General features: G+C 65.6%; 12 protein-coding genes and 1 tRNA gene. 9 read left to right on the top strand and 4 right to left on the bottom strand.

Features of this window, described 5'->3' with window-relative positions; genetic code table 11:
* Window position 1: 1 nt before the first annotated feature.
* Entirely contained in the window at window positions 2-952 is a 951-nt protein-coding gene (locus tag BKM74_RS02765; RefSeq protein WP_086464146.1) for a glycosyltransferase family 9 protein, read from the bottom strand.
* Window positions 953-1,051: 99 nt separating this feature from the next.
* Here BKM74_RS02765 and BKM74_RS02770 point away from each other — a divergent pair, with 99 nt between their 5' ends.
* The 4 genes from BKM74_RS02770 (at window position 1,052) to BKM74_RS02785 (ending at window position 3,599) form a co-directional block, all read left to right on the top strand.
* Window positions 1,052-1,453 (top strand): DUF6165 family protein, encoded by a 402-nt coding sequence (locus BKM74_RS02770; RefSeq protein WP_086464147.1) that lies wholly within the window; start codon window positions 1,052-1,054, stop codon window positions 1,451-1,453.
* Between the two features lie 96 nt (window positions 1,454-1,549).
* A tRNA-Arg gene (locus BKM74_RS02775) sits at window positions 1,550-1,626 on the top strand.
* A 34-nt stretch (window positions 1,627-1,660) separates the two neighbouring features.
* Window positions 1,661-2,290, top strand: coding sequence for a CmcI family methyltransferase (locus BKM74_RS02780; protein ID WP_176342351.1), 630 nt, complete (start codon window positions 1,661-1,663; stop codon window positions 2,288-2,290).
* A gap of 97 nt (window positions 2,291-2,387) precedes the next feature.
* Entirely contained in the window at window positions 2,388-3,599 is a 1,212-nt protein-coding gene (locus tag BKM74_RS02785; RefSeq protein WP_176342352.1) for an MFS transporter, read from the top strand.
* Here the strand turns inward: BKM74_RS02785 and BKM74_RS02790 are convergent.
* Complete coding sequence (locus BKM74_RS02790) at window positions 3,589-4,854, bottom strand: pentapeptide repeat-containing protein (RefSeq protein ID WP_086464150.1); 1,266 nt, start codon at window positions 4,852-4,854, stop codon at window positions 3,589-3,591. The two genes, BKM74_RS02785 and BKM74_RS02790, sit on opposite strands and share 11 nt — an antisense overlap.
* 137 nt (window positions 4,855-4,991) lie before the next feature.
* On the opposite strand from BKM74_RS02790, the gene BKM74_RS02795 reads away from it, so the two are divergent.
* Entirely contained in the window at window positions 4,992-5,780 is a 789-nt protein-coding gene (locus BKM74_RS02795) for a rhomboid family intramembrane serine protease (RefSeq protein WP_086464151.1), read from the top strand.
* An 11-nt stretch (window positions 5,781-5,791) separates the two neighbouring features.
* Here the strand turns inward: BKM74_RS02795 and BKM74_RS02800 are convergent, their stop codons facing one another.
* Complete coding sequence (locus BKM74_RS02800) at window positions 5,792-7,021, bottom strand: CaiB/BaiF CoA transferase family protein (RefSeq protein WP_086464152.1); 1,230 nt, start codon at window positions 7,019-7,021, stop codon at window positions 5,792-5,794.
* A gap of 146 nt (window positions 7,022-7,167) precedes the next feature.
* On the opposite strand from BKM74_RS02800, the gene BKM74_RS02805 reads away from it, so the two are divergent.
* Window positions 7,168-9,783: a 2-oxoglutarate dehydrogenase E1 component gene (locus BKM74_RS02805; protein WP_086464153.1), complete on the top strand. Its 2,616-nt coding sequence runs from the start codon at window positions 7,168-7,170 to the stop codon at window positions 9,781-9,783.
* Between the two features lie 6 nt (window positions 9,784-9,789).
* Here the strand turns inward: BKM74_RS02805 and BKM74_RS02810 are convergent, their stop codons facing one another.
* Window positions 9,790-11,007: a CaiB/BaiF CoA transferase family protein gene (locus BKM74_RS02810; RefSeq protein ID WP_086464154.1), complete on the bottom strand. Its 1,218-nt coding sequence runs from the start codon at window positions 11,005-11,007 to the stop codon at window positions 9,790-9,792.
* Window positions 11,008-11,259: 252 nt separating this feature from the next.
* Between BKM74_RS02810 and BKM74_RS02815 the strand changes: the two genes are divergently transcribed.
* The 3 genes from BKM74_RS02815 (at window position 11,260) to BKM74_RS02825 (ending at window position 14,418) form a co-directional block, all read left to right on the top strand.
* Window positions 11,260-12,300 carry a C4-dicarboxylate TRAP transporter substrate-binding protein gene (locus tag BKM74_RS02815; RefSeq protein ID WP_086464155.1) on the top strand — a complete coding sequence of 347 codons (1,041 nt, stop codon included), beginning with the start codon at window positions 11,260-11,262 and terminating at the stop codon, window positions 12,298-12,300.
* Window positions 12,301-12,436: 136 nt separating this feature from the next.
* Window positions 12,437-13,111: a TRAP transporter small permease subunit gene (locus tag BKM74_RS02820; RefSeq protein ID WP_086464156.1), complete on the top strand. Its 675-nt coding sequence runs from the start codon at window positions 12,437-12,439 to the stop codon at window positions 13,109-13,111.
* The gene (locus tag BKM74_RS02825) at window positions 13,108-14,418 is read left to right on the top strand and encodes a TRAP transporter large permease (RefSeq protein WP_176342353.1); all 1,311 of its coding nucleotides are present in this window, start codon (window positions 13,108-13,110) and stop codon (window positions 14,416-14,418) included. Before BKM74_RS02820 ends, BKM74_RS02825 begins: the two co-directional genes overlap by 4 nt.
* Window positions 14,419-14,489 lie beyond the last annotated feature (71 nt).

Raw genomic sequence — 14,489 nt, forward strand, 5'->3', positions numbered from 1 at the left:
GCTATAGGCCGGCGAGATCCAGCAACGCCGCTTCCACGCGCTCGACCGGCAGGTCCTTCAGGTCCGGTTCGCGCAGGATGGTGACTTTCGGGCCGCGCTGGCCGCTCTGCGTCGGGGTGGAGGCGTGGGAATAGAGCACGACCGACGGGCACCCCGCCACCGCCAGCAGATGCATCGGCCCGGTATCGTTGCCAACCGCCCCAGCGGCTTCGCGGGCGATGCCGCCCAGTTCGAACAGGCTGGTTTTATCGGTGAGGTCGATGGCCTGCGGGCAGGCGGCGGCGATGGCGGTGGTGGTCTCCGCCTCCGATTTCGTGCCGACCAGCACCGGCGTGATGCCGCGCGCGGCCAGCCGGTTGGCGAGGTCGGCATAGTGGGTTTCCGGCCAGCGTTTTTCCGGCCGGTGCGGGGCGCAGCCAGGGGCCAGCAGCACATAGCGGTCAGGCAGGGCGAAGCGCGAGATATCTGCCGATATCCAGCCGGCATCCGGCGGCGGCACGTGCGTGATGCCCATGGTCGCCAGCTGCATCGCATAGCGGTCGGTGCCGTGGGTCGCGTTGCGGGCCGGATTCGGGTCGGGGTCGGAACAGCCCCAGGCGGTGCCGGACCAGCGCGGCGGGAAGGGCCGCAGCAGCTGGAAATAGAGGCCGGTACGGTCGGAGCTTTGCAGATCATAGACCAGATCGAAGCGGCCACCTTTGATCTGCCGGCGGATGGCGAGGAGTGCGCGCAGTCCCTTTTCGCGCGGGTCGGTCCAGACCTCGTCGAACCAGCCGCTGGCCCGGGCCAGCGGCGCCAGCGAGGGGATGGTCTGCAGCACCAGATGATCGCCTTCATGGTGCCGCCGCAGCGCCTGGAAGGCGCCCAGCGCCATGATGAAATCGCCGAACGCGCCATGCTTGATGACGAGGATGCGGCGCGCTCTGGATGGTGTGTCGGTGCGGTCGGACATGCCTGCCGGATATACCGGGCCGAGACCGATAAGGGAAGGGCGGTTGCGGGCGGGAAGGCGAGGCACTAGGATGCGCCGCCTTTCGATGGAGGATGAAGCATGACGATCCAGGTTCCGGTGTCCTGGGGCGAGCTGATCGACAAGATCGCGATCCTGGAAATCAAGTCCGAGCGCATTTCCGATGCGGCGAAGCTGGTGAATGTGCGCACCGAACTGGCGGCGCTGGCCGGCGTGCGCGACGCCAATCTGCCGTCGGACCAGAAGGTGCTGGCCGATCTCGCCACCCTCACCGCCGATATCAAGAAAGTGAACGAGGCGCTGTGGGAGATCGAGGACGATATCCGCGACTGCGAACGCGACAAGGATTTCGGGCCGCGCTTCGTGGAACTGGCGCGTTCGGTCTACAAGACCAATGACAGGCGCGCGGCGCTGAAGCGCGACATCAACACGCTGCTGGGCTCGGAACTGGTCGAGGAAAAATCCTACCAGTCCTACGAGTAGGTGATTGGCGCGTAGGCAGTTGGCGCGCAGGCGGCGCGCAGTAAAAGCCTTTATCGCGACCGTGTTTGCTGGCAAAAAGGGCCGGACAAACGGTGCGTCCCCGTAGCTCATCAGGATAGAGCGACAGTTTCCTAAACTGTAGGCAGCAGGTTCGAGTCCTGCCGGGGACACCATTTCCTTTCCGTCATGCCCCGAGATCGGAGCGCGATGACCGACCGTCCCCTGCTCTATAACGCGGCCTTCGGCCCGCTGAACCTGGCGGCGGTGCGCAACGCGCCCTGCCAGATGTCGCTGGGCGAGCGGCTGTTCCTGTACAGCCTGGTCTATGCCGCGCGGCCCGCGCATTACTGCGAGATCGGCACGGCGCAGGGCGGTTCCGCGCTGATTGCCCAGTCGGCTTTGTTCGATGTCGGCAACCATGATGCCTGCATGTCGCTGATCGATATCGCGTTCGATCTCGACAAGCCGGCGCGGCAGATGCTGGAGCGCCGGGCCGGTTTTCACGAAGGTCCGTCCACTGAAATGCTGCCGAAGGTGGCGGCAGCGGCGCCTATCGATTTCCTGCTGATCGACGGCGACCACACCCATGATGGCGCGCTGCGCGATATCGAGATGGCGGCGGATCTCGTGCTCCCCGGCGCGCATGTGCTGATCCACGACGCCTATAACCCGCCGATCGCGGCGGCGATTGCAGAGGCGGCGGCCAACCCGGCCTGGATCGATGTCGGCCTCGTCGTGCGCCATGGCAACGATCTGCATGACAGCCCGCTGGAAGACGGCCCCTGGAAGGGCCAGCGCAATGTCTGGGGCGGCATGCATCATCTGCGGCGGCTCTAACCCCCTCGCGTTCATTTTCCCCACAAGAACCGGATAGGCCCGCGGGCGCGGGACCGGCATGACGGACGGGCGATTTCACCTGCCCGGGAGTATTCTCATGTCGTTTTCGCCGATATCCAGACTCGGTTTCGCCACTGGTTTCGCACATGGCGCGGACCAGCTGGCCCTCGCCGCGCTGCCGCTGGTCGTCACGCTGGGGCTGGGCGGCGGCCCCGGCCTCGTCGGCCTGCTGGTGGCGGTGCAGAGCGCCGCCTGGCTGCTGGTGTCGCTGCCGGCGGGGGCGCTGATCGATCGCTCGGAAAAGCGGCGCTGGATGGTGCGCGCGCAGGGTCTGGCGGCGCTGTGCCTGGCGGCGGCGGCCGCTGCCGCCACGCTGCAGCTTGTGCCGGCGCTGGGCCTCGCGGTGCTGCTGGGGGCCGGCGGGACGGTCGCCTTCGTGCTGTCCGGCTTTGCCGCCGTGCCGCTGCTGGCCGAACCCGCCGCCCTGCCGCGCGCCAATGCAAGGCTGGAGCTGGCGCGCGCCGTCGCCACCCTGTCGGCGCCGGTGCTGGCGGGCGTGCTGGCGAAGGCCGGACAGGCCCCGCTGGGTTTCGCGCTGGCGGCTTTGTGCGCGCTGCTGTCGGCGGTACTGGCCAGCCGGCTGCCGGCGATGCCGCGGAGCGCCGCCGAACGGCCGCCGCTTGGCAAGGCGATCCGCGACGGTGCTTCCTTCGTGTGGCGGCAGCCCTATCTGCGCGCCATCGCGCTGTGCGCCATCGTCTGGAACATGGGCTTCTTCGTGCTGATGGCGGTGTTCGTGCCCTATGCCCTGGGGCATCTGGGGCTGGATGCGGCGGGCACCGGCCTGACGCTCAGCGCCTATGGTGCCGGGCTGCTGTTGGGGGCGCTGGCCGCCCCCCGGCTGGCCGGGCTGCTGAAGACCGGCACGCTGCTGGCGATCGGTCCGGGCCTGTCGGTACTGGCCGGCTTCGCCCTGCTGGCCGGGCCGACGCCCTATGGCGCGCTGCCGTTCGTCGCCTTCTTCCTGATTGGCTTCGGGCCGATGATCTGGCAGATCGGCCAGACCAGCCTGCGCCAGATCGTGACGCCGCCCGATCTGCTGGGCCGGGTCGGGGCGACCTTGCAGGTAGCAGTGTTCGGCGTGCGACCGCTGGGGGCGCTGCTGGGTGGCTGGATCGGTGCCGGCTGGGGGGTTGAGACCGCGATGCTGCTGGTGCCGGCGGGTTTTGCGCTGTCGCTGCTGGCGATCCTGGCCTCGCCGCTGCGCCGGCTGGGCAGCCTGGAAGCGGCCGTACGGGTTAGTGGCTGAATTTGGTGCCGGTGGTGATCGCCCGGCCGAGCTTGGTGCCATCCAGAATGGCGCCGCGCAGATCGGCACCGGTCAGATTGGCGCCGGTCAGATTGGCGCCGGTCAGGTTCACACCGCGCAGCACGGCGCCGCGCAGATCGGCATCGGTCAGGTTGGCCTCGGTCAGGTTGCTGGCCATGACCTTGCCGCTGGGCTGACCATCCGGCTTGCGCAGCGGCAGCGGCGACAGATCGGCATCGCGCATCGCCGCTTCGATCAGCGTGGCACCGACGAGGCGCACGCCATACATGGTCGAACCGCTGAGATCGGCCTTGGTGAGGTCGGCGTCTGACAGGTTGGCCAGCAGCAGTTCGGCATTCATGATCTGGCTGCCCGAGAGGTTCACGCCGGAGAGGATCGCGGCGCGCAGGTCGCTGGCCGAAAGATCGAGGTTGGACAAATCGTTGCGCGCGAAATCCGCGCGCTCGCCGGCCATGCCGTTGGTGGCGATCCAGATGCTGTGCTGGTCGATCAGGAACTGGATCAGCGAGGGAATGGCACCGCCATCCTTTTTCAGGATGGCGCCTTCCAGCTGCGCATTGGTCATCGTCGCGCTGGACAGATCGACATTGCGCAGATTGGCACCGGTGAGGTCGGCGCCGGTGAAATCCGTGCCCTCGACCTTGGCGCCGATCATGATGGCGTTGCGCAGCTTGGCGCTGCGGAATTTCGCGCCGTTCAGCTTGGCGCCCGACAGATTCACCTCGATCATCCGGGCGCGCGAGAAATCCGCATTCTCGGCGGAGCTGACAGCCAGATTGGCACCGTTCAGATTGGCGCCGGTCATCCGCGCCCGGTCGATGCGCGCACCGCCCAGATCGACCGCCTGATCCTCCTCGACCTCCTTGCCGTCGCGCATCACCACGATCTGGCCCGGGCGAAGATCAGCGTCTGTGAAATCGGCGTCGGCCAGCTGTGCCTTGCCGAGGTTGCAGCCGCGCAGGTCCGCCTTCCTGAAATTGGCGTTGCGCAGGTCAGCCATGAAGAAATTGCTGGCGAACACGTCAGCTTCCGAGAAATCGACCCGCTGCAGGATGGTGTTGGTGAAGCTGCAGCGTTGCAGCACCGCGCCTTTGAGAACCCGGTCCGTCAGGTCCATATTGTCGAAGGCGAGCGCCTTGGTCATCAGCCGCTTGCCTTGCGGCTTGCCGGCGATGAAGCGGCCATGGGCGTCGATTGCACGGGTGATGGCTATGGCGGCGTTCTGCACTGTCATCTGCCGGGCGTTGGAGGGTTGGGGCGGGCTTTCTGCTGACCGCTCCGGAAATTACAAAAAAACCGTAAAGGATTCGTAAACCCATATGTAATTTTCGTAAATTTTTAAATTCTGACGCATTCTGACGAAGAGGCCGGATGATCCCGATCAATGACGACAACCCGACCGAGCGGCCCGCCATCGTGACGGTGGTGCTGATCGCAAGTTGCGTGCTGGTCTATCTCTGGCAGATGTCACTGGGGGAACGCGAGGGGCAGCGCGTCATCTATGCGCTGGGGATGATTCCGGCGGTGCTGCTGGATGGCCAGCGCCTGCATCCCGCCCTGGCGCTGGTCGATCCCTGGGTGACGCTGTTCAGCTCGATGTTCCTGCATGGCGGGCTGCTGCATCTGGGCGGCAACATGCTGTATCTCTGGATATTCGGGAACAATGTGGAGGATGCGCTGGGGCGCGTCCGCTTCATCCTGTTCTATCTGGCCTGCGGCGTGGCGGCGGCACTGCTGCAGGCCATCGTCGATCCGGCCTCGGAGATTCCCATGGTTGGGGCCAGCGGCGCCATTTCCGGAGTATTGGGGGCGTATCTGCTGCTGTTTCCGCGCGCCAACGTGCTGGTGCTGATTCCGCTGGGCTGGTTCACCCAGCTGCGTCCGCTGCCGGCGGTGTTCGTGCTGGGATTCTATTTCGTGCTGCAACTCATCAGCGCGGCGCTGGATACCGGAGAGGCGGGCGTGGCCTTCTACGCCCATATTGGCGGCTTTGTCGCCGGCATGGTTTTGCTGCCGCTGATGAAGCGGCGCGCGGTGCCGCTGTTCTCACAGAGGCGGCAGCCGCCGCGGCCGGCCATACGAATCCGGCGGCGGCTGCGTCCCTGGGAGCAGAAGCCAGGGCAACCGCCAGAGAACCGGCGGCGCGGCCCCTGGGATTGAAAGGGAACGGATTAACGCCCGAGCGCTTTCGCCAGCCGGGTGATCTCGTTGTCGCTGGCCCCAAGAATCTCACGCAGCACATCATCCGTGTCGGCGCCCAGCATCGGCGGCGAGCGGTCGCTGCTGGTCGGGCCGCTGGCGAACTTCACCGGGTTGCCGACCTGCGGCACTTCCGGGGCGGCCGGGCTGTTCAGCACGCGCTTCAGCCCGCGCGCCTCGACCTGCGGATCGGCGAACACCTCGCCGATATCGTTGATCGGGCCGCAGGGCACGGCGTGGTTCTCCAGCAGCGATACCCAGTCGGATGTGGTGCGCTGAAGCACGATCTCCGCCACCTGCGGGATCAGCGTCTCGCGGTTCACGATGCGCCCGGCATTGGTCTTGTAGCGCGGGTCGTTGCACAGATGCTCCGCCCCGACCACGGCGCAGAAGCGCTGGAACTGCCCGTCATTGCCGATGCCGAGGATCATGTGGCCATCGGCAGTCTTGAACACCTGATAGGGCACGACATTGGGATGCGCGTTGCCCATGCGCGTCGGCGCGGTGCCGGAGACCAGATAATTGGTCGCCTGGTTGGCCAGCGTGGCGATCTGCGTGTCGAGCAGCGCCATGTCGATATATTCGCCCGCACCCGTGCGGTCGCGCTTGATGATCGCGGTCAGGATGGCGGACAGCGAGTAGAGGCCGCAGATCTGGTCGGAGATCGCCACGCCGACCTTCATCGGTTCCGCTCCCGGCACGCCGTCGGGATGGCCGGTGATGCTCATCAGCCCGCTCATCGCCTGGATCAGGAAGTCGTAGCCGGCGCGCTTGGCATAGGGGCCGGTCTGGCCGAAGCCGGTGATCGAACACCAGATCAGCTTCGGATTGACCTGGCTGAGGCTGGCGTAATCCAGCCCGTATTTGGCGAGGCCGCCAACCTTGTAATTCTCCACCACCACATCGCATTCGGCGGCCAGCCGGCGGATGAGTTCCTGCCCTTCTGCCGAGGCCATATCGACGGTGACCGAGCGCTTGCCGCGGTTGCAGGCCAGGTAATAGGCCGACAGGCCGGGGTCTTCCCCGGCCGGTTCCACCAGGTAGGGCGGACCCCAGCCGCGCGTGTCGTCGCCGGCGCCCGGGCGTTCGACCTTGATGACATAGGCCCCCATATCGGCCAGAAACTGGGTCGCCCAGGGTCCGGCCAGCACGCGCGACAGGTCCAGCACCTTGATATGGCTTAACGGCGCTTCATAGGTCATATGTCGTTCTTCCTCCCGATAGGGCCTTGGCGGCCTTTGTGCCGGATTGGTAGCATCGGAAGGTGTCACAATAAATAACAAGTCGCAGCGCTGCGTCAGAGCAGCGCCGCGGTGCCAGGGAGGCGACCATTCCAGACGACGGTTTTTTGGGTGCCGGGGATCCGGGTGCGCTCGACGCGCTCTACCGGCAGTTCCTCGACGATCCGCACAGCGTGCCGCGCGACATGGCGCGCCGGCTGGCGCAGCTTTTCGAGGCAGGCGATGCCCTGGCGCCGTCCTCGGCTGCCGGCGGCGGCTTGGCGCTTCTGGCCGAGGCCTGGCGCCATCGCGGCCATCTGGCGGCCCGGCTCGACCCGCTGGGCCTGACCGAACCGGCAGCGGTGCCGGAACTCGATCCCGCCGCCTACGGTCTGCCGCTAGGGGCGGAGGCGGAGTTGCGCGCCGCCTATGGCGGGCCGATCGGCTGGGACTTCGGCCATATCCACGATGGGGAAAAGCGCGCCTGGCTGCAGGCGCAGGCGGAAGGGGCCGCCGCAACGCCGTCTGACGAACAGCGTCTCGCCTTGCTCGGCCTGTTGGCACGCGGCCATGCGCTGGAAGAGATTCTGCAGGGCCGGCTGCCCGGCGCCAAGATGTTCGGGCTGGCCGGCGGCGATGGTTTCCTCGCCGTGGTCGAGAGCGTCATCCGCGAGAGCGTGCGCCAGGGCACGGAAGAAGTGCTGATGGGCGGCATGCATCGCGGCCGCTTCACCCTGCTGGCGACGATCCTGGAAAAGCCGCTGGTGGCGCTGGTCGCCGATCTGCTGGGCAAGCCGGCGCTGCCGGCGGGCATCGAGGCCTCCAGCGACGTGCCCTATCATCTGGGCTATTCCGGCGAGCGGATGATCGAGGGGAAACGGGTCTGGCTCAGCGCCTCGCCGCATCCCTCGCATCTGCAGCTGGTCGGCGTGGTGACGCAGGGGCGGTCGCGCGGCAAGCAGATTTTGCTCGGCGCGGACGGCAAGCGGCAGGTGCTGCCGCTGCTGCTGCACACCGACGCCAGCTTCGCCGGCCAGGGAATCGTGGCGGAGCTGTTCCAGCTCTCCAAACTGCCGCCCTACGATCTGGGCGGGACGATCCATGTCATCATCAACAACCAGCTCGGCTTCACCACGATGCCGGAGGAAGGGCGCTCGGCGCGCTATTGCACCGACATCGCCAAGCTGGTCGAGGCGCCGGTGCTGCATGTGAATGGCGACGATGTGGAGGCGCTGTTCCGTGCCGCCACCGTGGCCGCGCAATGGCGCGCGCGCTTCGGCAGCGACATTCTGATCGATATCGTCTGTTACCGCCGGCTTGGCCATAACGAGATCGACGAGCCGCGCTTCACCCAGCCGCAGATGTACAGGGCGATCGATGCCCGCCCGCCGCTGGCAACGCTTTACCGCGAGCAGTTGGCCGGGCGCGGGCTGGATGTCGCCGCCGCCGATGCGGAGACCGAGACCCTGCGTCAGGCGATCAAGGACGCGTTCGAGACGGCCAAAGGGTATGAGGTCAACGATCCGGGCTGGTTCCGGGGCGTCTGGCAGGGATATCGCAGTGCCGGCGAGGCTGACATGGTCGAGTTCGTCGAGACCGGCCTGCCGCTGGACGAGTTGCGTGCCATCGGCAAGGCGCTGACCACGGCGCCGGCGGACTATGCGCTGGACCGCAAGGTGGCGCGGTTCCTCGATCAGCGCCGCGAGAGCATCGAGAGTGGCGCGGGCATCGACTGGGCGACCGGCGAGGCGATGGGGTTCGCCAGCCTGCTGGCCGAGGGCTTCCCGTTGCGCTTCGGCGGGCAGGATTCGATGCGCGGCGCCTTCACCCAGCGCCATCTGTTCGTCCATGATGCGGAGAATCCGCGCCGCCATTGCGTGCTCAATCCGCTGGCGACGCAGGGCGGTGTGGCCTGCGAAGCGTTCAACACGCCGCTGATCGAGCATGCCGTGCTGGCCTATGAATATGGCCATACGCTGGCCGATCCCCGGCGGCTGATCGTGTGGGAGGCGCAGTTCGGCGACTTCCTGAATGTGGCGCAGCCGGTGTTCGACCAGTTCGTGGTGTGCGGGGAGGATCGCTGGCTGCGCTCTTCCGGCCTCGTCATGCTGCTGCCGCATGGGCTGGATGGCGGCGGGCCGGACCATTCCACCGCCCATCCAGACAGGCTGCTGGGGCTGTGTGCACGGGGCAATATCCAGCTCGCCAATGTCTCGACGCCGGCCAATTTCTTCCACCTGCTGCGCCGGCAGATGAAGCGCGACTTCCGCAAGCCGCTGGTGGTGCTGACGCCGAAGGCGCTGCTGCGCACCAAGGCCTGCGTCTCCACGCTGGACGAGTTCGGGCCGGGCACCGGCTTCCGCGCGCTGATCCCCGACGAGGGCGCGAAAAAGCCGGAAAAGCTGATCCTGTGCACCGGCAAGATCTATTACGAGCTGGCGGCGGAACGCGCGGCGCGCGGGCTCGAGGAGAAGGTGGCGCTGGCCCGGCTGGAGCAGCTCTACCCGCTGCCGGAAGCCGAGCTGAAGGCGCTGTTCGCGGCGCATCCGAAGGCGGAGCTGGTCTGGTGCCAGGAGGAGCCGGCGAATATGGGCTATTTCACCCATCTCGACCGGACGCTGGAAAAGCTCGCCGGCCGCACCCTGCGCTATGCCGGACGGCCCGCCGTGCCAACGCCCGCCGTCGGCGTGAAATACTGGCACGAGGCGGAACGCAAGGCGGTGCTGGACTTGGCGCTGGGGTAAAAAGCCCTACTCCGCCTGCCGGACCGCGCCGCTGTCGATCAGCGCGGCGATCTCGTCGTTGCTGTAGCCGGCCTCATCCAGCACGGCGCGGCTGTCCTCGCCGAGGCTCGGCGCGCCCTTGCGGATCGTGGCCGGGCTGTCGGAAAACCGCAGCGGCGATGCGGGGGTGCGGATGCGTCCTTCGCTGGGATGGTCATATTCCCGGAAGAAGCCGGTCTCGGCCAGATGGCGGTCGGCCAGCACATCCTCCAGGCTGTTCACCGGCATCGCCGGGATGTCGGCAGCTTCCAGCGCCGCCAGCCAGTCGGCGCTGCTGCGCGACGGCATGATCTCCGCCACCATCTCGTACAGCTCGCCGATCATTCGGCTGCGCAGGGCGGCATCGGTGACGCGCGGATCGTCCAGCATCTCCGGCTTGCCGGCGAGGGTGAAGAAGCTGCGCCATTGCTTCGTCGTGTAGGGCAGCACGGTGATGTGGCCGTCCGCCGTGCGGTAGGGCTTGCGGTGCGGCGCCAGCATGCGCTGATAGCCCATCGGCCCCTCGGCCGGCTCGAACACGGCGCCGGCCAGATGCTCGACCAGCATGAAGGAGGCCAGGCTCTCGAACATCGGCACCTCGACCGACTGGCCGCGCCCGGTGCGGACCTTGTGCACGATGGCGGTCAGCAGCGCGATGGCAACATGCAGACCCGCCGTCTTGTCGGCCAGGATCGAGGGCACATAGGCGGGTTCCGCGGTCAGCCCCTGCCGGCGCGACAGGTCGGCTGCCCCCGACATGGCCTGGATGATGTCGTCATAGGCCGGCTTGTCGGCATAGGGCCCGTCGCTGCCATAGCCCCAGGCAGAGCAATGGATGATCTCCGGATTCGCCCGTTTCAGCGTCTCGTAATCCAGCCCGAGCTTGGTCATCGCCTGCGGGCGCATGGAGTGCACGAACACATCCGCCGTTGCGGCCAGCCGCATCAGCACGTCGCGGGCGGCGGGCTGCTTCAGGTCCAGCACGATGCTGCGCTTGTTGCGGTTGGCGTTCAGATACACCGCGCCCATGCCGGGATGGCGGGCCGGGGCGGCGGCACGCATCACGTCGCCCTCCGGCGATTCGATCTTGATCACGTCCGCCCCCATGTCGCCCAGCATCTGCGTGGCATAGGGGCCGAACACGACCGAGGTGAGATCGAGAATGCGGAGGCCGGCGAGGGCGCCGGGCGCGGTTTGGTTGGGCATGGGGTTTCCGTCTGTTTTGTTTTGCCGCTATCCAAGCGCTGACGGGATGCAAAGGCAATGGCTGAGGTAATGCCATAAGAATCAGCGGCTTGCGGAATGCCGGCCGTTTTTTTGTCCTATGCGCGCAAGATTTATCCGGTATTCATTTGCATACATGGTTGTGAATGTGGCGGCGATCTGTAAAAATACGGGTCAAGTGCGGTCCATCGTCACGGGCCGATAATCAAGAATGAGCAGTTTGGGAGGTTACGGATGAAAGTTAAGACGCTTGTTGGCGTCGCCACGATGGCGGGCGCCCTTCTCATCTCCGGCATGCCGGTTCAGGCGCAGACCATCGATGGTCCGTCGGTTTCCTGGAACCTGTCCACCTGGGGCACCAAGCGCGCCTTCACGGCGGGCATGGAATATGTCGCCGCGCAGGTCAGCGAGAAGACCGGCGGCAAGTTCAACATCAAGATTCATTATGGCGAGGCGCTGTCCAAGGCGCGCGAGAATTTCGACGGCATCAAGATCGGCGCCTTCCAGGCCGCGATGTATTGCAACTTCTACCATCCCGGCAAGAATCCCGCCTCGATGGTGCTGACCATGCCGTTCCTGCCGCTGGGCGACCTCGAGGTCTCCATGCATGTGCGCGAGGCGGTGATGGCGCATCCTGCCTTCGTGAAGGACATGGATAACTGGAACGCCATGTCCTACATGTCGGCGCTGATGCCGCAGTATGAATTCATGGGCCGCGGCAAGCCGCCGCAGAAGCTGGAAGACTGGAAAGGCCTGCGCGTGCGTGCCGGCGGCGGTCTCGGTACCGCGATGGGCAAGCTGGGTGCTACCCTGACCACCGTTCCGGCACCGGAAGTCTATACCGGCGTGGAACGCGGCACGATGGATGCGGCGTCCTTGCCCTATACCTACGCGCACGCCTCCTACAAGCTGCCGGAAGTGTCCGACTGGTTCACCTCCAACATGTCGCCGGGCACCAGCGAGTGCGGCACGGTCTTCAACAAGGATGCCTATGCCAAGCTGCCCGATCAGTACAAGAAGCTGCTGATGGACCTGAAGGCGCCGGCCTATAAGGTGCAGATCAAGGCCTATCACGACATCGACGAGAAGAACCTGCCGGCGTTCCGCGCGAAGCTGAAGGAAGTCGTCTATACCGACGCCCAGCTTGAGGAATTCCGGAAGATCGCCGCGAAGCCGGTGTGGGACGAGTGGGTGGCCGCGAACAAGGACAAGTTCGACGCCCAGGGCCTGCTGGACCTCGTGATGGCCGAGGCCGAGAAGGCAGCGAAAAAATAAGCAACGGATGAAGTGGCCGCGCTCCGCTAAGGGCGCGGCCATTTTTCTTGCCTTCAGTATCCCTTACGCTCCGCCCTTCTGGCGGAGCGTCATGTATCCGGTCCAAAATCGTACCAGCGTAGGTTGGGGAGTTTCCATGGACAGCAAGATCAGGCGGCCCGTCAGCTGGACTCCGCAGGAGGAGGCCACCGGCGGTCGTTTAATCGATCGGCTCGACGGTATCTTCCACCCGATCGAGAAGTTCGTCGCCTTTCTGTCGGCCCTGTGCATCTTCGGGCTGATGGTCGTCGGCGTGGCGCAGATCGTCGGGCGGCAGGTCTTCGGCACGCCGATTCACGCCTATATTGACGCGGTGGAGATGTCGATCAGCATCTTCGCCTTCCTCGCTATCGCCTATTGCGAACGGCTGAACGGCCATGTCCGCATGGAGCTGGCGGTCGGCAAGATGCGCGGCCGGCTGCTGTGGAGCACGGAAATCTTCGGCCAGATCGTGGCGCTGTTTGTCGTCGCCATCCTGATCTATTACGGCTGGACCCATGCTTTGCGCGCCTATGAATACGGCGATTCCACCATCGATGCGCAAATCCCCTGGTGGCCGTCCAAGATGCTGGTCGCCTTCGCCTTCTTTACGCTGTGGGTGCGCCTGTGGCTGAACCTGTTCGGTTATCTGCGGCTGTTCCTGAATCCCGATGCGGCGCCCATTGCCGTGCCGCTGGTTTCCGACGTGAAACAGATGGCCGAGGAAGAGGCCGCCGAAGCCGGTGCGCTGGAACAGGAAAAGAATAAGAATAAGGGGAGTGCGGCCTCGTGACCGGCCTCGACAACGATACCATCGGCGTCATCGGCGTCATCTGCATGCTGCTGCTGGTGCTGTCCGGCGTGCGCATCTACATCGCGGCGGCCGCTGTCGGCCTTGTCGGCCTGGTCTCCATGATCGGCTGGGACGCCGGTGCCGGCATGATCGGCACGATCCCGCATTCCAAGGCTGTCAGCTACACGCTGTCGGTGCTGCCGATGTTCATCCTGATCGGCTACCTTGCCTTCCATGCCGGCATTACCCAGTCGCTGTTCGACGCGGCGCGGAAATGGTTCGGCTTCCTGCCGGGCGGGCTTGCCGTGGCCTCGGTCTTCGCGACGGCCGGTTTCGCCGCCGTGTCCGGTGCCTCGACCGCGACAGCGGCGGTGTTCGCCCGCGTCGCCATACCGGAGATGCTGGCGGCCGGTTACTCGCGCCGGCTGGCGGCGGGCGTTGTGGCGGCCGGTGGCACGCTGGCGACGCTGATTCCGCCCAGCGCCATCCTGGTCATCTACGCGATCATCGTCGAGGAATCGGTCGGCCGGCTGCTGCTGGCGGGTTTCATTCCCGGCATCGTGTCGGCGCTGATCTACGTCCTGATCATTCTGGTCTGGGCCAAGATCAGCCCCGGCATCGGCCCGGCAATCAAGGGCTATACCTGGAGCGACCGCATCAAGTCCGTACCCGGCACCATGCCGGTGATCTCGGTCGTGGTCATCATCTTCTCTGCGATGTATCTCGGCTGGGCGACACCGACGGAAGCCGGTGCGCTGGGCGCTTTCGTCGTGTTCCTGATGGCCCTGATGAAGGGGATGCGGTACGAAGCGCTGAAGGACTCCCTGCTGGAGACAGCCAAGCTCACCGTGATGATCTTCTCGCTGATCTGGGGCGTGCTTATCTTCGTGCGCTTCCTGGGCTTTGCGGGCCTGCCGGAACATTTCACCCAGTTCATCACCAGCCTGCCGTTCGAGCCCTGGGTGGTCATGCTGTTCATCCTGTTCGGCTATGTCATTCTCGGCATGTTCATGGATGCGATCGGCATGCTGCTGCTCACATTGCCGGTCGTCTATCCGGCGGTGATGGCGCTGGGCTACGATCCGATCTGGTTCGGCATCATCGTGGTGAAGATGGCTGAGGTCTGCCTGGTCACGCCACCCATCGGGCTGAACTGCTTCGTGGTGTCGGCGGTCAGGCCGGATATTCCGGTTTCAACCGTGTTCCGCGGTGTCGGCCCCTTCGTGGTCGCCGACTTCCTGACGGTTGCCGTGTTCCTGATCTGGCCGGAAGTCATCACCTGGCTGCCAAACCAGATGATGAATTGACGACACTGGTCGGTTGAAGAAAAAGGGGGGCTGTTCATGCCCCCCTTTTTTTATTGTTTATCCCTTGGCCC

Source organism: Oceanibaculum nanhaiense (assembly GCF_002148795.1).
GTDB classification, from domain to species: Bacteria; Pseudomonadota; Alphaproteobacteria; order Oceanibaculales; family Oceanibaculaceae; genus Oceanibaculum; species Oceanibaculum nanhaiense.

What these genes read in the sequence shown, in the direction of transcription:
- BKM74_RS02765 (WP_086464146.1), bottom strand. Translation starts at nt 952, where the DNA reads ATGTCCGACCGCACCGACACACCATCCAGAGCGCGCCGCATCCTCGTC.
- BKM74_RS02770 (WP_086464147.1), top strand. Translation starts at nt 1,052, where the DNA reads ATGACGATCCAGGTTCCGGTGTCCTGGGGCGAGCTGATCGACAAGATC.
- BKM74_RS02780 (WP_176342351.1), top strand. Translation starts at nt 1,661, where the DNA reads ATGACCGACCGTCCCCTGCTCTATAACGCGGCCTTCGGCCCGCTGAAC.
- BKM74_RS02785 (WP_176342352.1), top strand. Translation starts at nt 2,388, where the DNA reads ATGTCGTTTTCGCCGATATCCAGACTCGGTTTCGCCACTGGTTTCGCA.
- BKM74_RS02790 (WP_086464150.1), bottom strand. Translation starts at nt 4,854, where the DNA reads ATGACAGTGCAGAACGCCGCCATAGCCATCACCCGTGCAATCGACGCC.
- BKM74_RS02795 (WP_086464151.1), top strand. Translation starts at nt 4,992, where the DNA reads ATGATCCCGATCAATGACGACAACCCGACCGAGCGGCCCGCCATCGTG.
- BKM74_RS02800 (WP_086464152.1), bottom strand. Translation starts at nt 7,021, where the DNA reads ATGACCTATGAAGCGCCGTTAAGCCATATCAAGGTGCTGGACCTGTCG.
- BKM74_RS02810 (WP_086464154.1), bottom strand. Translation starts at nt 11,007, where the DNA reads ATGCCCAACCAAACCGCGCCCGGCGCCCTCGCCGGCCTCCGCATTCTC.
- BKM74_RS02815 (WP_086464155.1), top strand. Translation starts at nt 11,260, where the DNA reads ATGAAAGTTAAGACGCTTGTTGGCGTCGCCACGATGGCGGGCGCCCTT.
- BKM74_RS02820 (WP_086464156.1), top strand. Translation starts at nt 12,437, where the DNA reads ATGGACAGCAAGATCAGGCGGCCCGTCAGCTGGACTCCGCAGGAGGAG.